Below are 20,254 nucleotides of genomic sequence, written 5' to 3'. Positions count from 1 at the left end.
GTGAGCGGCCGGGGCGGCCAGGACGAGACGGGCGTTCGGCGCGTCACGTGCCGGTCACTGGAAGGCCGGCACGACTTCCTTGGTGAACATCTCCAGTGACCTGCGCTTCTCCTCGTGCGGCAGGCTGTTGTCGATCCAGAAGCTGTACTCGTCGATGCCCAACTCCGCATAGCGGCGCAGCCGCTCGACGACCTCGTCAGGAGTGCCGATCATCGCGGTTCGGTGCAGGGATTCCAGCTCGAACTCCGGGCGCCCCTCGAACTTCTCGACCGGGCTCGGGTCCAGGAAGCCGTTGTCGGGAGTCTGCTTGTTGCCGAACCACGCGTCGAAGGTGCGGTAGTAGCGCTGGATCGCCTCGGCCGCCGGGCGCCAGCCGTCGGGGTCCTCAGGGCTGTGCACATGAGTGTGCCGCAGCACCATGAGCTCGGGCCTGGGCACCTCCGGGTGGTTGCCCACCGCGGTCTCGAACTTGTTCACGAGGTTCTCGACCTCCTCGATGCCCTTCATCAGGGGAGTGACCATCACGTTGCACCCGTTGGCGACGGCGAAGTCGTGCGAGTCGGGGTCACGTGCGGCGATCCACATCGGGGGAGTCGGCTGTTGCACCGGCTTGGGCACACTGGTGGACGTGGGGAACTGCCAGATGTCCCCGTTGTGGGCGTAGTCGCCTTGCCAGAGGGCGCGCACCGCCGGCACCAACTCGCGCAGATGCTTCCCCCCGTCGGCTGCCGGCAGTCCGCCCGCCAACCGGTCGAACTCGAACTGGTGGGCACCGCGCGCCAGCCCGATCTCGGCCCGGCCACCGCTGATCACATCCAGCAGCGCGGTCTCACCGGCAGCCCGGACCGGGTGCCAGAAGGGCGCGACGATGGTGCCGGCGCCGAGCCGGATCGTCGAAGTGCGCGCGGCCAGATGGGCGAGCTGCGGCATGGGGCTGGGGGAGCTGACGAACTCCATCGAGTGGTGCTCACCGATCCACACCGTTTTGAAGCCGCCCGCTTCGGCGATCTGTGTGAGTTCGGTGAGGTTGTCGAACTGCTGGGAGGGCGTCACGCTCTCGTCCCAGCGTTCCATGTGCGCGAACAGGGAGAATTTCACGGCTGCTGCTCCTGGTGTGCGGGGTGGGGGCGCTGCCCGTCGGCGGCGCTGCTGTCGTGCCGGTCGGTGGTGGGGGAGGTCCGGCTCGTGGCATCCATCTCGGCAACAGACACATCGCCGGTGGCCCAGTGGGTCCGCGGCACCTCGCGGACCACGACACGGATGTACTCCGGCCTGGTGTCGACGGTGCGGAGAACGGCGGCATGGACCTCGTGCATCAGCTCTCGGAGCTGGCCCGGAGTGCGTCCCTCGGCGAGGGTGATGTCGATCTGCGGCATGTCAGCCCCGCATGACGAAGGGGTCGGCCACGGGCTCTTCGCTGGTGTTGATCCAGACGCTCTTGAGCCGCGTGTACTCCTTGATCGTCTCGGTGCCGTGCTCGACACCGGCGCCACTGGCCTTGAAGCCCTGGCGCGGGGACATCGGCGACATGGCCCGGTAGGTGTTGACCCACACGGTTCCCGCCTCCAGGCGTGCGGCCATGCGGTGGGCCCGGGCCAGGTCGGAGGTCCACACCCCCGCCGCGAGGCCGTACTCGGTGTCGTTCGCGAGGCGGATGACTTCCTCCTCGGTCTCGAACGGCATCACCGTGAGAACCGGGCCGAAGATCTCCTCCCGCACAACCCGCATGCTGTTGTCCACGTCGACCAAGATCGTGGGCTCGTAGAAGTAGCCGCCGAGGCCGCCGTCCGAGGGGCGGCCACCCGTGAGCACGCGGGCTCCCTCGCTGCGCCCCAGATCGACGTACCCGGCGACCTTGTCCCGCTGGTCCTCGAAGGCCAGGGGGCCGAGCTCGGTGCTCTCTTCCATCGGATCGCCCATGCGGATGCGCTCGGCCCGCTCGGACACGCGCTGGAGTAGTTCGTCGTAGACGGACCGGTGTGCAAACACTCGGCTGCCGGCGATGCAGGTCTGGCCCGCGGCGGCGAAGATGCCGGCGACGACCCCCATGGCCGCGTTGGGGATGTTCGCATCCTCGAAGACGATGTTGGGCGATTTGCCGCCCAATTCGAGGGTCGACCCGATGAACCGGCCGGCTGCGGCGGCGGCGATACGGGATCCGGTGGTGGTGCTGCCGGTGAACGAGATCTTCGCGAGGTGACGGTGATCGACGAGGGCCTGCCCGGCCTCCGCCCCGAAGCCGGTGACGACGTTGACCGCGCCGGGCGGAAATCCTGCCTCCAGCGCGAGTTCGGCGAGCCGGAGCAGCGCGGCCGAGGTGTGCTCCGAGGGCTTGACCACCACGGTGTTCCCGGCGCAGAGCGCGGGCGCCAGCTTGCTGCTGGTCAGTGTCATCGGAGAGTTCCACGGGGTGATGGCGCCCACCACGCCGAGCGGCTCGCGGCAGGTGTAGTTGAGAACGCTCCGGTCGGAGGTCGGAACGACATCGCCGTGGATCTTGTCGGCCAGGCCTGCGTAGTAGTGGTAGTACTCGGGCAGGGCGGCCAACTGCCCGTTCATCTCGCGCAGCAGCTTGCCGTTGTCCCTCGTCTCCATACGCGCGAGGTCCGCTGCGTTCTGTGCGATGAGATCTCCCAGCCGGCGCAGGAGGTGCCCGCGTCGGGTCTGGCTGAGATCGCGCCAGCGCGGGTCTTCGAACGTCTCTTTCGCTGCGGCCACGGCTCGCTCGACATCTGCGGCGTTGCCTCTCGCCGCCCGGTAGAGCGGCCGGCGTGTTGCCGGGTTCGTGCTCTCGAAGTACTCCCCGGAGGCCGGCTCGACGTGCGCGCCGCCGATGAAGTGCTGCAGCTTCTTGAGATCAGCCATGAGTGTTGTCCCTGATGAGCGTGGTGAAGCAGTCGACGAGGGCCTCGGGGCGTTGGACAGGGAGCATGTGGCGCGCCTCGGGAACGACGACGGATCTGCAGTTCGGAAGTGCCGCAGCGAGCCGCCGGGTCATCTCGGGCGTCGACCCAGGGTCGTTCTCGCCGGTGACCGCCACGGCGGGGGTGGTGATGCGGTGCAGAGCGGGACCGATGTCGGCGTCAGCGGTCGCGAACACCCGATAGCACGCGCGGAAGGACCCCACGTCGTTGGCGAGCAGGGTCGCCTCGGTGCGGCTCACCCACTCTGCTGAGACGTCGGTGCCCGCGTACCACCGCCGCAGTGACGCGGCCGTCGCTGCCCGGAAGTCGGCTCGCGCCGCGTCGAGGCGCTTGAGGACCTCCGCCCGCTCCGCCGGTGTACGACGGCACACCGAGCTGACCGAGGTCAGAGTCGCGACGCGGTCCGGGCGGTGAAGGGCCAGATACTGGGCCACGAGGGCACCCAGGGAGAAGCCGACCAGATGGGACCCCTCAGGGATCTCGGCTGCGACGCCGAGCGCCAGGTCCCGAAGGGTGATGCCTGCCGGAGCGGGGTCGTTCCTCCCGTGTCCGGGCAGGTCGGGCGTCACGAGGGTGAAGCGGTCGGCCACCAGTTCGGCGGTGGGCTCCCACATCGTACGGTCGAGCCCGACGCCGTGCAGCAGCACGAGAGTGGGCTTGCTCATCCCCACTACTGCTCGGTCGAGAGGGCCGCCAGTCGCTGCTGGGGCCGCCCCTGGGCGGCGGCGGCCAGCCCGATGATGATTTCGTCCGGGTGCGGAGCGTCGGCGACCCGGACCTCCACCGACTGGTGGTGGGAGCGGATCGTCGCATCGGTGATGTGCTTGAGCGGGATGTCGAACACGACGCCGGCCGGGCCCCGCTTCTCGACGGCGGGCAGGAGCGTGCCGGCATTGGCAGCCTTGCGGAAGTGGTCACCGAACTTGAGGGTGTGGATCAGTGCCGACCCGTGCTCGATCTCGCCGTTGAGGCCGACGACGGCGGCCTTGCCGTATGCCTCGGCGGGGGCTCCCAACGCATCGAGCACTGCGGGCGCGAGCAGTGCGCCGATGTCCGAGGCGTTCGCCTCGATCCCCGGGGCGAGATCTTCGACGAAGCCCTGACCGGCCCACGGGTTCTCGATCACGGCGGCCACGACGGCGACGGTGGCCGGCGGGCTGACCGGTCGACCGCCTTCGGCCCGGATCTCCTCGACGACGGTGACCATCTTGCGGACGTTCATGACAGGGATTCCTCCAGAGTGCGGGTGGTGACGACCGGGTCCGTCCTGCGGTCCCCGATGCGGGGGTGCGGGCGAGGGCCGGTGGATGCGGCGGCGATGACGACGATCTCGTCGGCCCGGGGCGCGTCGGGGACTCGTGCGCTGATGGTCTGGTAGTGGCTGCGCGTCGGGGCATGTGTCTTGTGCCAGAGGGGGACGACCAGTGATTCGCCGGCCTCGGCCCGGGTGTCGGCGAAGCAGATGATCGACTCGCCGTTGAGCAGCTCGCGGACCAGATTGCCGAAGAACGGCGTGTGGATGAGCGCCCCGGCGTGTTCGAGCTCGCCGGCGGTGCCGACGACCGCGGCCTTTCCGAAGGCCTCGATCCGGTCCACCCCGCCGAGCGTCTGCGCGAGCCGGGCGGAGAGGAGCTTCGCCAGCACGGGCCCGATCCGGCTCTGCTCCGGGGCGAGATCGGCGAGCGGCGCAGCGTCGATCCATGGATTGCGCAGGACCGCGGCCACGCTGGCACGTTGCGCGGGCCGATCCGGAGCCCGCCCCGCCTCGGTCACCACGGTGTCTCGGTACGTCACGAGCTTACGAAGTCCGATCCGCTCAGCAGAGGGATCAGCATCACTCTCTTGCATGGCAGAGACCGTAGGTATACCTATCGCTGCGGTCAAGGTCGATCCCTCGATTTCGACCTACGAGTACGAGGAGTTGAGCGCCGAAAGCTTTGCGTGGCCGCCCTGAACTGGGCATTTTCTGGAGCGGCAGCAAGGTGGACACATAAATCGCTGCACGACCCTTGACGTCACGACTGCGACGTCACTTACGGTCTCTTGCATACCAGCGGCCCTGTGTGAGCCGTCTTGTATGCCAGTGCGGCCTGTGGGCGCCCGACGCGAGGAGTTTCATGTCCAGACAGCTTCAACGCCCCCTGAGGACAGGTGAGCTCGGTTCCGTCTTCTGGACATCGATCGGGGTCGCCGCGGTCTTCGTCGCCTGGGCGGCCCTCTTCACCGAGAACCTCAACCGGGTCACGGCCGCTTCCCTGAACTGGGTCACCACGTCGTTCGGCTGGAGCTACCTGGTCGTCACCCTGGGCATCCTGATCTTCTTGGTGTTCCTGGCCTTCAGCCCCGCGGGCGGTATCCGGCTCGGCAAGGACACCGACAGACCGGAGTTCTCCACCCCGGCCTGGATCGCGATGCTCCTCGGCGCCGTGATGGGTATCGGGCTGGTCTCCTACGGCGTCGCCGAGCCCATCTCGCACCTGGCCGCACCACCGCACGGACTCGCCGAGCCGAACACCCACGAGGCCGCGGTCCGCGCGCTCCAGTACTCCTATTTCGACTGGGGTCTGCACGCCTGGGCCGTCTTCGCCGTCTTCGGTCTCGCCATCGCCTACTCGACGTATCGCAAGGGACGCCGCCCCCTGGTGAGCCAGCTGTTCACGCCGATCCTCGGGAACAGGGTCAACGGGCCGGCCGGTAAGGCGATCGACATCCTCGCCGTCTTCGCGACGCTCTTCGGCACGGCCACCTCCCTCGGGCTGGGAGCGCTGCAGATCAACAACGGGATGGGGCGGCTGTTCGGTGTCCCCGTCAACTCCGTCGCCCAGGTGGTCATCATCGCCGCCATCACCGTCGTCTTCACCCTGTCGGCCGTCACCGGCATCAACAAGGGGATCAAGGTGCTGAGTTACACCAGCAGCACCCTGGCCGTCGTGATGTTCGTGTTCATGCTGATCGTCGGCCCCACCGTCTTCCTCATCAATCTCTACATCGAATCGATCGGCGTATGGGCCGGCGACTTCTTCCGGATGAGCCTGCAGGGCACCGCCTTCGGCGGACTGGCATGGATGCAGTTGTGGACCTACTTCATGCTGGCGTGGTGGGTCTCCTGGGGAGCGTTCGTAGGCGTCTTCCTCGCCCGTATCTCCCGCGGCCGAACGATTCGCGGATTCATCATGGGCGTTCTGACGGTCCCGAGCCTCGCCTTCTTCACCTGGTTCGCGGTGTTCGGCGGCGCGGCCATACACGTGGACCTGTTCGAAGGCGGAGACGTCGCCAGGCAGACCGCTGCCGACTTCGGCAACGCCTTCTTCGCGACGCTGGAGCACTTCCCCCTGTCCGGAATCACCTCGGGGATCGCCGTCCTGTTGGCCGTGATCTTCTTTGTGACAAGCGCGGACTCCAACACCTATGTGCTGGGCTCCATGACCTCGAACGGCTCACTCGCACCGCCCCGCTCCGTCCTCGTCCTGTGGGGCATCCTCACCGGCGTCACCGCGGTCGCACTGATGCTCGCCGGCGGCCTCAGCGCGCTGCAGAACACCGTGATCGTCACATCGCTGCCCTTCCTGGCGATCATCGCCTGCCTGGCGGTGTCCTTCGCGAAGGAGTTGGCATCGGACGTGCGACACGAAACCAAGAACCCTACCGAGCCGAGCAGGACTTCCGTCCAGAAGGAGAAGGCCGATGCCGCACACTGAATCCCGCCGCGCGCTCATCCAGAAGATCTGGGAAGACACCTGGAACCGCGGCCACGTCGACGCACTCGACAACCTCCTCAGCGGCGACTACCTGCGGCACGGCAGGGAAACGCCTCCCCAGGACCTGCGCACATTCAAGGCGTCGATTCTGGCCACACGTTCCGCGTTCCCGGATCTTTCGACCACGCTCGACGACATCGTCATCGAGGGCGATCGGGCCGCGATCCGCTGGCACAGCACGGGAAGCCACGAGGGCTCCCTCATGGGCGTCCCGGCCACCAAGCGGCGCGTGGAAGTCGGCGGCGCGACTTTCGCACGGTTCGAAGAGGACCGCATCGTCGAGGAATTCGTGACATGGGACCCGAGCGCCCTGCTCTCGGCGCTCGGCATCATCAACGTCGGGCAGGACTGAGCAGCATGACGACAAGGAGCACACTTATGCCCGCGCTTCCGACGAAGCCCGACACCGACCTGATGAAGCAGGTCAACCGGCAATTCGTCACCGGTGTCACCGTGGTGACCGCGCTGGACGACAACGTCCCGAAAGGGCTGGCGGTCAACGCGTTCTCCAGCATCTCGCTGGACCCACCGACGGTCATGGTGTGCGTCCAGCACACCTCCTCCACCCATGACTGCCTCTTCCGGACCGGGCACCTCGCGATAAACATCCTCTCGACGGACCAGCGCGATGTGGTGAATTGCTTCGCGGCCAAGTCCGACGACAAGTTCCGCGACATCGACTGGACGCCAGGCCCCTACGGCAGTCCGCTGATCGCAGGCAGCAGCGCGCAGCTGGAAGCCGAGATCCGCGAACGGCTCCAGGCCAGCACCCACACGGTCTTCATCTGCCGAGTGGTGCACGCATCGACCACGGACAGTGATCCCATGGTCTACCGCGCCGGTAGGTTCTTCGACGGCGGAGCACTTCCGCCTCTGGGATGATCGGCAACACGACGCGATACCAAGGAGCTGGCTCAGTGGCTGAAGGAACGGGCGGATCGGCCAACAGATCCATCCAGGCCCAGGTCATCGCCGAGATGCGCGGGCGCATCATCAGCGGTGAGATCGACCCGGGAGATCCTCTCTCGGAGCTCGCTCTGGCTGAGGAGTTCGGTGTCAGCCGCACACCGGTCCGCGAAGCGCTCAAGCAGCTGCAAACCGAGGGTCTCGTCGAGATCAGGCCGCGGGTGGGCACCTTCGTCACGACCCCGTCCCGACGCGAGATCACGGAACTCTTCGAGATGAAGGAGCTGCTGGAGGGCGCTGCCGCCCGCCTCCTGGCCCAGCGAGGCCGGGTGCCCGAGATCGACCGGCTGCAGGAGAACCTCAGGGAAGCCGACGCGGCCGTGGCTCGCGACGACCACGAGCGCTACGCGGAGCTGGTGGGGGAGTTCCACGATCTGTTGATCACCGGCGCGGACAACCACAAACTCGAAGCGCACTACAGAACGCTGATGAATCAACTGGCCTACTCCCGGCTGGTGAAGACCTCGCTGAGCCAGCCAGGCCGGCCGCTGCAGTCCGACCGTGAGCACCACCTGGTCGTCGAGTTGATCGTCGAAAAGGACGGCGACAGCGCTGAACAGGTCATGCGGGAACATGTGCGCGCCAGCCGCCGCGCGCTCATGGCCGGGCTGCCGACCCCGGGTTCCCAGTCGTCGACCGGCACGGCAGGCGCCTGACGGGCTGTATGCACGGCTTGGGGGCAAGCCGTCCGTTCGTGCCGACAGGGTGCCCGCCGTTCTCGTTGGACGGAGTGCGACGAACGCCTTGCGGGACCGTATCGTCGCGGCACTCGCCGATCTTGAGGCCGCCCCGCACCGAGGACGGAGTTCGTACGGGCCCGCACGGAATGCCTGGTGACCATGGAGTCGGCCGAGAAGGACGCCCGGTCCGCGGTCTGTCGCACTGGGACCCCCGGTCACCCCGGGTGGCGCCCCGATGGCCGGTCCGCGTAGACCGGTCGGCGGAGCGCGGTCCGACGGGAGCGATCACCGCAGCGATCGTGATGGGGGAAGGCACTCCGCCACGCGGACCGTGGACGTAACACCGTCTGCGCGCCGTCGCCGGGCAGACTCGGTGCTGCAGTGCGTCAGCACTGCAGTGCACGCGGTGGTCGAAGCGATGGCGGGCGAGGCGCACATGGTGTCCCGGAGGGGCGATGGAACCCACGTCCTCAACATGGAGGACGCATGAGTCGCGCGGGCGACGTCTCCGATGTCGTGATTGTCGGCGGCGGGGCGGCGGGGCTGTCGCTCGCGCACGCGCTGACGAGGCCCGGTGCCGCCCGCCCCCTTTCGTTGGTGCTGGTGGAGACCCCGAGGCCGTCGCTGCGACCGGCGGCCCGAACCTGGTGTTTCTGGCAGGAGGGCCCGGGCGACTTCGACGACGCGCTGGTCGCCTCCTGGCGGCGGCTGCGCGTCCATGGCCGTGACGGTGAGGTCGTGGAGGGGAAGCTTGACAGGTTGCGTTACAAGATGCTCCGGTCGGACGGCTTCGAGGCCCTGGTCGGATCGCGACTGGCCGCCCTGCCCCACGTGCGGCTGGTGGAGGCGACAGCGGAGACGGTGCGCAATGTGGCCGGCGGCGCGGAAGCCCTGTGCGTCACCGCCGGAGGGGACCGCGTGACACTGCGGGGCCGGCACCTGTTCGACTCCCGCCCTGCCCGTACGCTGCCGCCGGCCCGTAGCACCCTGCTGCAGCACTTCGAAGGCTGGTTCGTGCGTACATCGGCACCGGCCTTCGACGACGACGTGGTGCATTTGATGGACTTCCGGGTCCCTCAGCCCGCCCACGGGCTCGCCTTCGGATACGTCCTTCCGCTCGGGTCGCAGAACGCGCTCGTCGAGTACACCCAGTTCTCCAGGACTTTGCTGTCCCGCCCGGAGTACGAGGCGGCCCTTGAGCAGTACACCCGAGACGTCCTTCGCCTCGGACGGTTCGAGTCGCATTCCGCCGAAGCGGGCGTCATCCCCATGACCGATGCGCGGTTCGCCCGCCGGATCGGCCCCGCCGTGCATCGCATCGGCGCCGTCGGGGGCGCCACCAGACCGGCGACCGGCTACACCTTCTCCGCCGTCCAGCGGCAGAGCAAAGCCGTCGCCGCCGCGCTGCGCGACGGCAAGGAGCCCCGGCTGCCGGTGCCCCATGGACGTCGCGCCCTGGCCATGGACGCCGTGCTGCTGCGAGCCCTGGACACCGGGCGCGTCAACGGCCCCGACTTCTTCACACGGTTGTTCCGGCGTATGTCCGCCGAACGGGTGCTGCGTTTCCTCGACGGCCGCACCGGGTTGAGGGAGGACGTGCTCCTCGGCCTCGCCACACCCGTCGGCCCCATGCTGCGTACCGCGGCGGAACTGCCCTTCCTGCCGCGGTCGCCCTTCCCCTTCCCACGTGAAGAGAGCACCGGATGACGCTGACGCGCGAAGCGGACCTGGCAGAAGCCTTCGACCATGCCGCCCCGGTGTACGACCGGCTCGTCGGTCTGGACCCCGGGCACCGCCACCACCTCAGACGTTCCGCGCGCCGGCTCCGCCTGCCCGACGGTGGCGCCGGCCGGCACCTCCTCGACATCGGCTGCGGTACGGGAGCCTCGACGGCGGCCCTGCTGCGAGCCGCCCCGTTCGCCCGCATCACCGCGGTCGACGCCTCCGCCGGCATGCTCGAACAGGCAGCCGCCAAACGCTGGCCCGCCGGTGTGTCCTTCGTGCGCACGCCGGTGGAACGGCTGGCCGCCGCCGAGGTCACGGGGCCGTTCGACGCGGTCTTTGCCGGTTACCTCTTCCGTAACGTGGCGGACCCTGATGCCGTGCTGGCCGCGGTCCACTCGGTGCTGCGCCCCGGCGGCAAACTGGCGGTGCACGAATACTCCCTCAGCGGATCCGCCATGCACCGCGCCGTCTGGTCGGCCGTGTGCCGGTCGGTCATCATCCCCGCCGGCACCGTCACCGGCGACAGCGACCTCTACCGCTACCTTCACCGGAGTGTGCTGGAGTTCGACACCGCGCCCGCGTTCGCCGCCCGGCTCGCCGGTGCCGGATTCAAGGGCACCCGGGTGCTGCCGGTGCCCGGATGGCAGACCGGTATCGTCCACACGTTCCTGGGCCGCCGGGCCGAACCCGGCCGGGGCTGCCGGGAAGCGGAGGGCCGATGATCCGCATCAGCGACCGCGACGGGGCGGCTCCCGGCCGGGGGTGGGATCGGAAAGCGCAGTTGGTACCGGCGGCGCCGGGGCTGCGCCGGGTCCAGGGAGCGGCGCCGCGGGCAGCGGTCGTCGGGGGCGGCATCGCCGGCCTGGCCTCCGCGACGGCGCTGGCCGAAAGGGGCGTCCGGGTCACGCTCCATGAGCGCGGACCCGCCCTCGGTGGCCGTCTCGCCGGCTGGCGGACCGAACTGGCGGACGGCAGCCGGGTGACCATGAGCCGCGGCTTCCACGCCTTCTTCCGTCAGTACTACAACCTGCGCGGTCTGCTCCGCCGTGCGGCCCCCTTGTCCTCCGTCCTCCGTCCGCTGCCCGACTACCCCTTGCGCCATCGGAACGGGCTCACCGACAGCTTCGCCCATGTGCCCCGCACACCGCCCTGGAGCGCGGTCGGGTTCGCGGTGCTCAGTTCGACTTTCAGGTGGCAGGACCTGGCGGCCGTCCGGGCGAGGGCCGCCCTCCCGCTCTTCGATGTGCGCGTGCCCGACGTGTACGAGCGGTTCGATGCCGTGAGCGCCCACGACTTCCTCGCGGCGGTCAACTTCCCCCCGGCGGCCCACCACCTCGCATTCGAGGTGTTCTCCCGCAGCTTCTTCTCCGATCCGCGAGAACTGTCGGCGGCCGAACTGCTGCTGATGTTCCACATCTACTTCCTCGGCTCCTCGGAGGGACTGCTCTTCGACGTGCCCCACGAACCTTTCTCACAAGCCCTCTGGGAGCCGTTGGGCCGCTACCTCGAATGCCTGGGCGTGGACGTCCGCACCGGCGCACCTGTCGACTCCGTTCGTCCGTCGGGCGGCACGGCTTTGAGTGTCGACGCCGGCGGTACCTCCACCGAGTACGACGCCGTGGTCCTGGCTTTGGACGTGAGGGGCCTGCAACGGCTGGTCGAGGCGTCGCCGGGGCTGGGGGACGAGGCGTGGCGGGCGGCAATCGCGGCTCAGCGGACCGCGCCGCCCTTCCTGGTGTCCCGGCTGTGGCTGGACCGTCCCGTGGACCGGTCCCGGCCCGGCTTCCTCGGCACGAGCGGCTTCGACGGCCTCGACAACGTGAGCGTGCCGGACCGCTGGGAAGGGGAGGCGATCCGCTGGGTGCGGCGCACCGGTGGCAGCGTCGTGGAACTGCACGGTTACGCCGTCGACGAGTCGGCCGACCGCCACGCCGTCGAACGGAAACTGCTGCGGCAGCTCCACGAGGTCTACCCGGAGACCGCCGGGGCCAGGGTCGTCGACGCCCGGCACGAATGGCGTGCGGACTGCCCGCTCTTCCCGGTCGACGGCTACCGGTCCCGCCCGGCGGTGAGTACTCCCCACCCCGCACTGACGATGGCCGGCGACCTGGTCCGCACCGACCTGCCGGTGGCACTCATGGAGCGCGCCGCCACAACAGGGTTCCTCGCCGCCAACGCACTGCTGCGGCGTTGGGGTGCGGCCGGCCACCCGCTGTGGACGGTGCCCCGCAGGGGGCGTTCGCCGGTGCTGCGGGGCATGGCCGCCCGGTTCCCGGATGCCGGCTGAGTCACCGCTGCGCTGAAGGGCCGGTCGAGCGCCCGGCGGGGTCAGGGCCGGCAGACGGACGGGCGCGGCGCATGGGCCGGCTCAGCCCGGGAAGCGGCCCATGTGGCGCAGAAGTCGGCGCCGTTCCGCGTACGCGAGGTCGTCGCGCCACAGACGCCCTGCCGCCCACCGGATCAGCGGCCGAAGCGCGGGAGCCGCCGCCCGTGCGACGGCGAAACCGCGTCGGCCGGAGACGGCGACGACGGCTTCGATCACCGCCGTGCGCGGACTGCCGTCCGGGGCCGGACTCAACGGCGTGGCGTGCGTTTCCGCGACGGATGTCGCGCCCTCACCCTCGACGATGCGCATGACGACCGTGCGCGGCTCCGGCGCGGTGAACACCGCCCGCACAGGAACGACCAGCCGCCCGGCGAGCTTGAACGACACATCGACGGTGAACGCGTCCTCGTCCGCGTCGCTCGAAGGGGTCCCCACGACGGCCAGATCCAGGAAGGAGTACGGGTGCAGCCAGGAACCGTGCCAAGGGTCCAGGCGGTTGGCGACGACGTCCTCCGGCTCGCAGCGGCCCACGGCGGTGAAGACGGCGTCCACGGCCTTGTCGCGGGGACGCTGCGGCACCACCGGCCGGTCGAGCGGCGGTTCCCCGCCGAGTGCGTCGAGGCGCACCCAGGCGAGTACACCGTCGTCGTGGGCGGGGTACGGCTCCCATCCGGCGGACGTGTGCCCGTCCAGGGTGAGTCCGTGCCAGTGGCATACCAGGCTGCCGCACACCACCCGGCTGTCCCGCAGGGGTGCGCCCAGGTGCGGGCAGGCGCCCGGTCCGGCCCTCAGCTCGCCCGACGCGGTGCGCCAGGCGACGACCTCCACCCCGCCGACCGTCCGGCCGAACGGGCGGTCGCCGCTGATGTCCCGCGAGGCGCCGATGACGTACCAGTTGCCCGACGGCCGCGCCGTGGAGCGCTTCAGCGCGTCCGCGATGAGCGACGGCCTGGCCTCGCGCCATGTCGGCGTCTGCTGCTCCCAACGGGTCCGGCGCCGTGACCGCACGGGCAGGGTGTACCGCGGAAGTCCCGGACGCCCCGTCATGCCAGATACCTCCGAGAGCGCGTGGAGGGGCACCCTCGCGCGGACGCCGCCGGTGATCCCTCGGCAGCCAGCTGCGACGACTGCCGGGGCTGGGAGCGCAGACGGGCCGCAAGAATACGGGCGAGTCCGCCCAGCGCGACGGCGGCGCGACGCCTGCGTGGCACCACCGACCGCCGCTGCACCACGGAGTAGTCGTCGTCGGCGATGGCGTCGAGGATCCCGCTGTACAGGGTGTACGCCGTCCGGATGCAGGGCCGGGCGCGCGGCTCCAGCATGTCGATGCCCGGCCGGGCCTCCCGGTAGACGCTCCGGGTGAGGTCCTCGGCGGCCCGCAGCGCGGCGCGGATCCTGCGGTCCGGCCTGCCGGTGGCGCGGCTCCACTCCAGCAGCGCCCGGTCCGCGCCGTGCGCGGCGAGCAGGTCGGCGGGCAGATACACCCTCCCGCGGTCGAGGTCCTCGCCGACATCGCGCAGGAAGTTGGTGAGCTGGAACGCGACGCCCAGCGCGGCCGCGTGCGGTGCCGCCACCTCTTCCGGCACGACCGTGCCGAGCACCGGCATCATCTGCAGGCCGATGACGGCGGCTGATCCGTGCATGTAGGACCTGAGGTCCTCGTAGGCAGCGTAGTCCGTGACCGTGAGATCCTCCCTCATGGAGGTCATGAAGTCCGCGAAGTGCGCGTGAGGGATGGCGTAGGTCCTGGCCGTGTCGGCCACGGCCCGCACGACGGGTTCGCTGCTCCGGCCGGTCTGCAGCCCCGAAGCGAGTTCACGCTCCAGCCGTGCGAGTCGCCGGTCACATGCTTCGGATACGCGGGCGGAGGTCGGATCGTCGACGATGTCGTCGGCCCAGCGTGCGAAACCGTACAGCGCGTGGACGGCCGGGCGCCGGTGGACCGGCAGCAGTCGGGTCGCGAGGAAGTACGTCCTGCCGTGCCGGGCGTTGAGCCGTCGGCAGTGCTGGTAGGCCGCTCGCAACCCTGGGTCCGAGATCCGTGCCGCGTCGAGCTCGCGTCTTGTCATGGAGACCCCTCACTGCCCGCTGATGCGTGCCGCCGCCAGCTTTCCGCTGACGAGCACGGTGGGTACGCCGACGCCCGGAGTCGTGCCACAGCCTGCGAGCACGGCGTTGTCGACACCGGCGACGAGGTTGCGCGGCCGGAAGGGGCCGGTCTGCGCGAAGGTGTGGGCCGCGGAGAACGGGGTTCCCGCCGCGTGGCCCTGTGCCGTCCAGTCGGCGGGGGTGATCAGCCGTTCCTCCTCGACGGCGTCGCCGAACCCGTCCAGACCGCGCTTCTCGAGCTCGCTGACGAGGCTGTCGCGGTAACGAGGGCCCAGGGCACGCCACTCGATCGCCGACGGGCCGACGGTCGTGTTGGGGCAGGGCGCCAGCACGTAGTGCAGATGCCGGCCCTCGGGCGCGAGCCGCGGCTCGTGGGCCGTGGGCCGGGTGATGAGCAGCGACGGGTCGCTCATCAGCCGCCCCGCGCGGGTGATCTCGTCGAATGTTCGTTCCCAGGCGTGTCCGAAGGAGATGGTGTGGTGGTCGAGACCGGGCCAGGTGCGGCGCGTGCCCGCGTGGAGGATCACCGCGGACGGCGAGTGCTTCAGCTGTACCGGCCGGCGTGGAGTGCGGCGCAGCAGGCGGTAGACGACGGGCAGATCAGGTGTGAGGACCACGGCGTCGCAGGGCAGCCGCTCCCCGTCGTCGAGGTGCACGGAGGTGACGCGCCCAGCGGACAGAGCCAGTTCCGTGACCTCGGTGCCGTAGCGGAAGTCGGTCCCGGCGTCGCGGGCGGCGTCCGCCATCGCCATGGGCAGCGCGTGCATGCCTCCTTTGGGGAAGTACACGCCGGCGACCGTGTCCATGTAGGCGATGACGGCGTAGGCGGCGAGCGCCCGGGCGGGCGACACTCCCGCGTAGAGCGACTGGAATGAGAACACCCTGCGCAGCCGGGAGTCCTTGACGTACCGGCCGATCTGCGCGTCCAGCCGGCCGAAGCCGCGCAGCGCGGCCAGCCGCGCCAGATCAGGGTGCAGCAACTGGAAGGGCGAGTCGAAGTTCGTGTCGATGAACCGTCGCAGCTGCGCCTTGTAGAGCGACCGCAGCCACTGTCGCAGCCTGCGGTAGCCGGCGGCCTCGGCCGCGCCGGCGAATGCGCGGACCTCCTCGGCCATCGCCTCTCCGTCGGTGTACACGTCGAGCGCCGAACCGTCGGCGAACTGCGCCCGATAGGCGGGGTGCAGGGCGACGAGTTCCACGCGGGCCGCGAGCGAGTCGCCCACCGCGGCGAACGCCTCGTCGGCGAGGTGCGGCATGGTGAGCACGGTCGGCCCCGTGTCCAGAAGGTAGCCGCCCAGCCGCGCCCGCCCCGCCCGGCCGCCGGGCCGGTCCGACCTCTCGACCACGGTCACCTGTCGGCCGCTGCCCCGCAGGTGCAGTGCGGCGGCGAGACCGGACAGCCCGGCACCGACGACGACCACGCGGTCGGTGCGACCGGGGACGGTTCTCATGGACTGCCCTCCTCGTGCGGCGGGGGGCCGGTCGGTCCGCCGCTGTGCGAACCAGAGTGCCGAGCGTCGCGACCGCTGCGGGGCCGACAGGGCAGTGCGACCGGACGGCGTTCACTGAGGTGGACCAGCCGCCTGCCTGCTCCCCGCTTCCATGATCGGCCGGGGGCCGGGGGCCGGGGTCAGCGCGTCGGCTGTCGGCCGGCCCCGCACGGCTCGGTGGGTCCGCGGGACGTCAGAAGGCGTACCGGATCGTCAGCCAAGGGGCGTGCGTTCGGCCCAGGCCGCGGACGGTCTCCACCGCGGCGGCCTTGGTGCCGTTCCGGTAGCGCACGTTCCAGCCGCCGTTCTCCGAACCTTTCGGCTGCTGGAGATCCGGGCGCCAGAGAGCCTCCTCCGCGCGTGGATGCCACGCCATGTTCACATCGTGCAGGTCCCTGTTGTGCGTCAGCATGATCACTTCGGCCGCGGCCTGCTCCTTCACCCGCTGTGGCAGGACGTCGTCCATGTGCTGGAGCAACTCGGCCCATGCCTGCTTCCAGCCGGGTCTGATGACGACGGGGGAGAGGTTGAAGTGGACCTCGTAGCCGGCGTCAAGAAAGTCCTCCGCGGCGGCGATGCGGTCCTCGACAGGACTGGTGCGGATGTCCAGCAGCCGCGAGTCCTCCGGGGGCATCACGGATAACCGGACACGGGTCCGTCCACGGGGCTCCAGCAGCAGTAGGTCGGGATTGACGAACTTGGTGGCGAAGGACGCCTTCGCCGTGGGCCACCGGGCGAAGGCGTGCACCAGGTCGGCGGTGTTCTCGCTGATCAGCGCGTCGACCGAACAGTCGTTGTTCTCTCCGATGTCATAGACCCACGCGCTCGGGTCGCACTGGTTGGGCTCCTTCTTGGGGCCCAGGCCGACGACGTGGTTGCTGATGCGAGCGATGATGCGATCGATGTTGGTGAAGACGGTGATCGGATTGGCGTATCCCTTGCGCCGAGGGACGTAGCAGTAGGCGCACGCCATGGCACAGCCGTTGGCGGTTCCGGGGGCGATCCAGTCCGCTGACCGGCCGTTGGGCCGTACGGTGAGTGTCTTCTTCTCGCCGAGGACCAGGACCGTGCTCTTGATCCGCACCCAGCGCTCGGCGTTCCCCCTGTTGCCGTGCAACTCGGGGATCCGCCAGTGGGAGTCGGCGGGGACCACTTCCGCGTCGGGGAAGCCCGCCAGGACCTGCCTGCCCCGTGGCGATGCCGCCGCCGCGGGCTCGGCGTGGATCTCCCGTATCGACAGCATCCGCCGAGCCCGCGGGGAGTCGCGGAACAGCGGCCCGGACACGGCTGGGCGGGGTGGCCCGGTCAGTATCTCGTCGAGACGGAAGAGGCCGTCGGGACCGTCGTCGTCCTGGGCATCGGACGGCTGGGAGGAACGCATGCCTGCTCCGGAGTACGTCGTGTCATGACAAATGTAGGCCAGTGCCGGTCGGGGAAGGGATGCGGCCGCCCCGGCAACCCACAGTGTGCGTCACCTCACGGAACGTGAGAAGGGTCGGGGCGGGGCGCACCAGGGCCCGGTGGACCCGGCGGAGGTTGCGGCCCTGCCGAGCCCCGATCAGCATGGATGGGGCGAGTGACGGTGCGCGAAGGAGGAACCGCCATGGCCAAGGACGACGATCTCGGGAAGGGCGACCAGGTCTCGTGGCGCAGTCACGGCAGGAACGTCCCAGGTGAGGTCAAGAGGAAGATCACCAAGCGCACGAAGGCGGCGGGCCGGGTCGTCGACGCCTCGAAGGACGAACCGCAGTACGAGGTGGAGAGTCACAAGTCCGGCCGCAGGGCCGTACACAGGCCGCAGGCGCTGCGCAAGCGGGGCCAGGGCTCATGACCGCCGTAGATGACGCGGATCGCGAGCGGACCGTCGCCGAGTTCGGGGAGGCGGTCAACATGACGGCCGGCGAACTGGAGAAATGGCTGCGAACGGACGAGTCGAAGAGTGTCGGCCAGTCCTCCGGTGACGGCGAGAGCGTCGGACACGCATCGGGGCGGCGGATCGTCGACCTGCTGCGTACCAAGAGCGACGAACTGGACGAGGATGACATCGCGCACATGCGCAAGGTCGTCGGGTATGTGCATCGGCACACCGCCCAGCGGCCTGCAGGCGATGTCACACACACCAAGTGGCGATACTCGCTGATGAACTGGGGGCACGACCCGGTGAAATGACATGGGCTGACCGACAATGAAATTCCGGATCGCGAAAGGATCTCGGTGGACGCAGGGCAGGCCGTCCAGCACTCCGAGGCACCGGCCCCCGTGCAGCGTCGGCGCCTCCACCACGGCCGACGGCGGCCTGCGCCTGCTGCGCGATCCTGGTGCGGGCGAGCACGAAGAACCATGAGGCCGGCCACCGGGTGCAGCCGCAACGGCCTCCAGGGGCGCGGATTCGGGCCGCGATCAGGCCGGACGCCGCGGTCCAGGTACTGACTGATCCGTGCCCGTGCCGGGACTCGTACCGGGTGCGCACCGAGGACGTCCGTGATCCAGCCCAGGATGTTGCGCGAGCATCTGCGCGCCATCTCGGGGCCTCGGCATCGTGCTCACCCCGTCCGTCGGCTCCGGCGAACTCCTCGTCACCACCTTGCTCGGCGCCCAGGGCCGGATTCGCTCCGTTCCGGCTCGTGCTCGTGGGCTCCTCCTCTGACACTTCGTAGGGCCGACGACCAGTGGGACGAGTGTTCTTCAGCGGCCTCACCGACCTGGCCTCTGCCGGCAGCTCTGCTGCCTGCGCATGCTCGGCGGCGTGGGCGTCCGGCGCAGAGGACGAGTCTGTGGCTCGTCGCCTCTTCGTGCCCGTCAGGCCTTCGCCGGTTCCGCCTCGGGCTCCGGGTCCCGGCGGCGGATGCCGAAGTCGCGGGTGAGGGGCGACAGATAGGCCAGCAGCGCGGAGAAGACGATGCCGCTCCAGCAGAAGACGGCCCACGGCAGGAAGTCGAAGTTCGCCACGCCCAGCGTCGATGCGAAGAAGGCGCCGGAGACGGTCCAGGGCACCAGCACCTCGGTGATGGTGACCGAGTCCTCCATGCTCCGCGAAAGGTTGGTCGGGTGCAGGTTCCGCTTCTTGTAGGCGTCGCCGTAGAGGTCGTTGATGAGGAAGTAGGTGACCAGGGCGTTCGACGTGCCGTTGATGACGGTGAAGCCGGAGAGCAGCGTGGCCGTCACCAGGCTGCCGGTGGAGCGCAGCTTGTCGATCAGCTTGCTGAGCAGAAGGCTGAGTACGCCGGAGTTCTCCAGCGCCGCGGCGAAGAAGAACGCGCAGAAGACGAAGAACGCCGAGCTGTACATCGAGGTCAGGCCGCCTCGGTTGAGCAGCTCGGTGACCGGGGCCGAGACATCGCCGGGCAGCATATCGGTGGTGAAGCCGGAGACGGCGGCGTCGAACGTGTCGGCGATGCTGAAGCCCTGGACGAGTACGGCGAGTACGAGGGCGGTCATCGAGGACACGAAGAGCACGATCAACGGGGGCTTGCGCATGATCGAGCCGACGAGGACCACTGCGGGCGGCAGGAGCAGCACAGGGTTGAGGACGAACAGTCCCTGCACCTCGGCGATGGTGCGCTCGATGACGTCGAGGTCGACCGACCCCGTGTCGATCGACAGCCCGGCGAGCAGGAAGACCACGATCGCGACGACCGATGACGGCACCGCCGTGTAGAGCATATGGCGGATGTGCTCGTAGATGTTGGCGCCGGCCGCCAGGGAGCTCATGTTCGTGGTGTCGGAGAGCGGTGAGAGCTTGTCGCCGAAGTACGCACCCGAGACCACGGCACCGGCGGTGATCGCCAGCGAGATGTCCATCGTGGCGGCGACGCTGATCAGCGCGACGCCGATCGTGCCGGCCGCGCCCCAGGACGTCCCGGTGAACGTGGCGACGATGGCTGTGACGACGAAGGACAGGACGTAGAGATACGAAGGGTTGATGAGTTCCAGACCGTAGGTGACCATGAGCGGGACGGTGCCCGCGATCATCCAGGTACCGATCAGCATCCCGATGCTGAGCAGGATGAGGATGCCCGGCAGGGCTCGCTTGATCTTCTCGCCCATGTCCGTGAGGACCTGGTCCAGACCGACGCCGTGGAGGGCGGCGAAGATCGTGAACACGATGGCCGCGAATATGAGCATCAGCTCCGCGGGAAACTCCAGAATCCCGATACCGCCGACGAAGATCGCCAGGGTGATGGCCACCGGAATGAGCGCCACGGCGAGTCGCGGTCGGGGGCGCGCACGTTTCTCGGCCTCATCGGCCGACGCCGTGTCCTGTTGAAACTTCATT

General features: G+C 69.4%; 20 protein-coding genes. 9 read left to right on the top strand and 11 right to left on the bottom strand.

Annotation, left to right across the window (positions count from 1 at the left end; all coding sequences use genetic code 11):
* Positions 1-54: 54 nt before the first annotated feature.
* Genes JW613_RS00285 through JW613_RS00260 form a run of 6 tightly spaced genes read right to left on the bottom strand, consistent with a single transcriptional unit; the run spans position 55 to position 4,772 of the window.
* On the bottom strand, positions 55-1,098 hold the full coding sequence (locus tag JW613_RS00285; RefSeq protein WP_209208653.1) for an LLM class flavin-dependent oxidoreductase: 1,044 nt from the start codon (positions 1,096-1,098) through the stop codon (positions 55-57).
* A complete protein-coding gene (locus JW613_RS00280) occupies positions 1,095-1,376 on the bottom strand; it encodes a tautomerase family protein (protein WP_099885607.1) in 282 nt (93 codons plus the stop codon). Before JW613_RS00280 ends, JW613_RS00285 begins: the two co-directional genes overlap by 4 nt.
* A gap of 1 nt (position 1,377) precedes the next feature.
* Positions 1,378-2,865 carry an aldehyde dehydrogenase gene (locus tag JW613_RS00275; protein ID WP_209208652.1) on the bottom strand — a complete coding sequence of 496 codons (1,488 nt, stop codon included), beginning with the start codon at positions 2,863-2,865 and terminating at the stop codon, positions 1,378-1,380.
* The gene (locus tag JW613_RS00270; RefSeq protein WP_209208651.1) at positions 2,858-3,589 is read right to left on the bottom strand and encodes an alpha/beta fold hydrolase; all 732 of its coding nucleotides are present in this window, start codon (positions 3,587-3,589) and stop codon (positions 2,858-2,860) included. The genes JW613_RS00275 and JW613_RS00270 overlap by 8 nt, the downstream gene beginning before the upstream one ends.
* A gap of 5 nt (positions 3,590-3,594) precedes the next feature.
* The gene (locus JW613_RS00265; protein WP_209208650.1) at positions 3,595-4,146 is read right to left on the bottom strand and encodes an amino acid synthesis family protein; all 552 of its coding nucleotides are present in this window, start codon (positions 4,144-4,146) and stop codon (positions 3,595-3,597) included.
* The gene (locus tag JW613_RS00260) at positions 4,143-4,772 is read right to left on the bottom strand and encodes an amino acid synthesis family protein (RefSeq protein ID WP_209208649.1); all 630 of its coding nucleotides are present in this window, start codon (positions 4,770-4,772) and stop codon (positions 4,143-4,145) included. Before JW613_RS00260 ends, JW613_RS00265 begins: the two co-directional genes overlap by 4 nt.
* Before the next feature lie 269 nt (positions 4,773-5,041).
* Here JW613_RS00260 and JW613_RS00255 point away from each other — a divergent pair, with 269 nt between their 5' ends.
* The 7 genes from JW613_RS00255 (at position 5,042) to JW613_RS00225 (ending at position 12,340) form a co-directional block, all read left to right on the top strand.
* A complete protein-coding gene (locus JW613_RS00255) occupies positions 5,042-6,622 on the top strand; it encodes a BCCT family transporter (protein WP_209208648.1) in 1,581 nt (526 codons plus the stop codon).
* Positions 6,609-7,034 carry an ester cyclase gene (locus tag JW613_RS00250; protein WP_209208647.1) on the top strand — a complete coding sequence of 142 codons (426 nt, stop codon included), beginning with the start codon at positions 6,609-6,611 and terminating at the stop codon, positions 7,032-7,034. The genes JW613_RS00255 and JW613_RS00250 overlap by 14 nt, the downstream gene beginning before the upstream one ends.
* A gap of 26 nt (positions 7,035-7,060) precedes the next feature.
* The gene (locus JW613_RS00245) at positions 7,061-7,564 is read left to right on the top strand and encodes a flavin reductase family protein (RefSeq protein WP_245224735.1); all 504 of its coding nucleotides are present in this window, start codon (positions 7,061-7,063) and stop codon (positions 7,562-7,564) included.
* Positions 7,565-7,599: 35 nt separating this feature from the next.
* Positions 7,600-8,304 (top strand): GntR family transcriptional regulator, encoded by a 705-nt coding sequence (locus JW613_RS00240; protein ID WP_372447873.1) that lies wholly within the window; start codon positions 7,600-7,602, stop codon positions 8,302-8,304.
* Positions 8,305-8,814: 510 nt separating this feature from the next.
* Entirely contained in the window at positions 8,815-10,035 is a 1,221-nt protein-coding gene (locus JW613_RS00235) for a lycopene cyclase family protein (protein ID WP_209208645.1), read from the top strand.
* Positions 10,032-10,775: a class I SAM-dependent methyltransferase gene (locus JW613_RS00230; protein ID WP_209208644.1), complete on the top strand. Its 744-nt coding sequence runs from the start codon at positions 10,032-10,034 to the stop codon at positions 10,773-10,775. The genes JW613_RS00235 and JW613_RS00230 overlap by 4 nt, the downstream gene beginning before the upstream one ends.
* Positions 10,772-12,340: an FAD-dependent oxidoreductase gene (locus tag JW613_RS00225; protein WP_209208643.1), complete on the top strand. Its 1,569-nt coding sequence runs from the start codon at positions 10,772-10,774 to the stop codon at positions 12,338-12,340. The genes JW613_RS00230 and JW613_RS00225 overlap by 4 nt, the downstream gene beginning before the upstream one ends.
* Before the next feature lie 81 nt (positions 12,341-12,421).
* Here JW613_RS00225 and JW613_RS00220 read toward each other — a convergent pair whose 3' ends face one another.
* From JW613_RS00220 to JW613_RS00205, 4 genes are all read right to left on the bottom strand, one after another.
* Positions 12,422-13,426 (bottom strand): Rieske (2Fe-2S) protein, encoded by a 1,005-nt coding sequence (locus JW613_RS00220; protein WP_209208642.1) that lies wholly within the window; start codon positions 13,424-13,426, stop codon positions 12,422-12,424.
* Positions 13,423-14,448 carry a phytoene/squalene synthase family protein gene (locus JW613_RS00215; RefSeq protein WP_245224734.1) on the bottom strand — a complete coding sequence of 342 codons (1,026 nt, stop codon included), beginning with the start codon at positions 14,446-14,448 and terminating at the stop codon, positions 13,423-13,425. Before JW613_RS00215 ends, JW613_RS00220 begins: the two co-directional genes overlap by 4 nt.
* A gap of 9 nt (positions 14,449-14,457) precedes the next feature.
* A complete protein-coding gene (crtI, locus tag JW613_RS00210; RefSeq protein ID WP_209208641.1) occupies positions 14,458-15,939 on the bottom strand; it encodes a phytoene desaturase family protein in 1,482 nt (493 codons plus the stop codon).
* Between the two features lie 232 nt (positions 15,940-16,171).
* Positions 16,172-17,359 (bottom strand): spore photoproduct lyase family protein, encoded by a 1,188-nt coding sequence (locus JW613_RS00205; RefSeq protein ID WP_209208640.1) that lies wholly within the window; start codon positions 17,357-17,359, stop codon positions 16,172-16,174.
* Positions 17,360-17,581: 222 nt separating this feature from the next.
* On the opposite strand from JW613_RS00205, the gene JW613_RS00200 reads away from it, so the two are divergent.
* Entirely contained in the window at positions 17,582-17,809 is a 228-nt protein-coding gene (locus tag JW613_RS00200; RefSeq protein ID WP_209208639.1) for a hypervirulence associated TUDOR domain-containing protein, read from the top strand.
* A complete protein-coding gene (locus JW613_RS00195; RefSeq protein ID WP_209208638.1) occupies positions 17,806-18,147 on the top strand; it encodes a DUF3140 domain-containing protein in 342 nt (113 codons plus the stop codon). Before JW613_RS00200 ends, JW613_RS00195 begins: the two co-directional genes overlap by 4 nt.
* A 630-nt stretch (positions 18,148-18,777) precedes the next feature.
* On the opposite strand, the gene nhaC is transcribed toward JW613_RS00195, so the two are convergent.
* A complete protein-coding gene (nhaC, locus tag JW613_RS00190; protein WP_209208637.1) occupies positions 18,778-20,253 on the bottom strand; it encodes a Na+/H+ antiporter NhaC in 1,476 nt (491 codons plus the stop codon).
* Position 20,254: the final 1 nt, after the last annotated feature.

It is taken from the genome of Streptomyces smyrnaeus, assembly GCF_017676345.1.
Lineage (GTDB): Bacteria > Actinomycetota > Actinomycetes > Streptomycetales > Streptomycetaceae > Streptomyces > Streptomyces smyrnaeus.
The sequence above is the reverse complement of the archived record's forward strand: the minus strand, read 5'-3'. Positions and strand labels throughout refer to the sequence as shown.

Coding starts and splice junctions, on each gene's coding strand:
- JW613_RS00280 (WP_099885607.1), bottom strand. CDS start 1,376: ATGCCGCAGATCGACATCACCCTCGCCGAGGGACGCACTCCGGGCCAG.
- JW613_RS00275 (WP_209208652.1), bottom strand. CDS start 2,865: ATGGCTGATCTCAAGAAGCTGCAGCACTTCATCGGCGGCGCGCACGTC.
- JW613_RS00270 (WP_209208651.1), bottom strand. CDS start 3,589: ATGAGCAAGCCCACTCTCGTGCTGCTGCACGGCGTCGGGCTCGACCGT.
- JW613_RS00265 (WP_209208650.1), bottom strand. CDS start 4,146: ATGAACGTCCGCAAGATGGTCACCGTCGTCGAGGAGATCCGGGCCGAA.
- JW613_RS00260 (WP_209208649.1), bottom strand. CDS start 4,772: ATGCAAGAGAGTGATGCTGATCCCTCTGCTGAGCGGATCGGACTTCGT.
- JW613_RS00255 (WP_209208648.1), top strand. CDS start 5,042: ATGTCCAGACAGCTTCAACGCCCCCTGAGGACAGGTGAGCTCGGTTCC.
- JW613_RS00250 (WP_209208647.1), top strand. CDS start 6,609: ATGCCGCACACTGAATCCCGCCGCGCGCTCATCCAGAAGATCTGGGAA.
- JW613_RS00245 (WP_245224735.1), top strand. CDS start 7,061: ATGCCCGCGCTTCCGACGAAGCCCGACACCGACCTGATGAAGCAGGTC.
- JW613_RS00235 (WP_209208645.1), top strand. CDS start 8,815: ATGAGTCGCGCGGGCGACGTCTCCGATGTCGTGATTGTCGGCGGCGGG.
- JW613_RS00230 (WP_209208644.1), top strand. CDS start 10,032: ATGACGCTGACGCGCGAAGCGGACCTGGCAGAAGCCTTCGACCATGCC.
- JW613_RS00225 (WP_209208643.1), top strand. CDS start 10,772: ATGATCCGCATCAGCGACCGCGACGGGGCGGCTCCCGGCCGGGGGTGG.
- JW613_RS00220 (WP_209208642.1), bottom strand. CDS start 13,426: ATGACGGGGCGTCCGGGACTTCCGCGGTACACCCTGCCCGTGCGGTCA.
- JW613_RS00215 (WP_245224734.1), bottom strand. CDS start 14,448: ATGACAAGACGCGAGCTCGACGCGGCACGGATCTCGGACCCAGGGTTG.
- crtI (WP_209208641.1), bottom strand. CDS start 15,939: ATGAGAACCGTCCCCGGTCGCACCGACCGCGTGGTCGTCGTCGGTGCC.
- JW613_RS00205 (WP_209208640.1), bottom strand. CDS start 17,359: ATGCGTTCCTCCCAGCCGTCCGATGCCCAGGACGACGACGGTCCCGAC.
- JW613_RS00200 (WP_209208639.1), top strand. CDS start 17,582: ATGGCCAAGGACGACGATCTCGGGAAGGGCGACCAGGTCTCGTGGCGC.
- JW613_RS00195 (WP_209208638.1), top strand. CDS start 17,806: ATGACCGCCGTAGATGACGCGGATCGCGAGCGGACCGTCGCCGAGTTC.
- nhaC (WP_209208637.1), bottom strand. CDS start 20,253: ATGAAGTTTCAACAGGACACGGCGTCGGCCGATGAGGCCGAGAAACGT.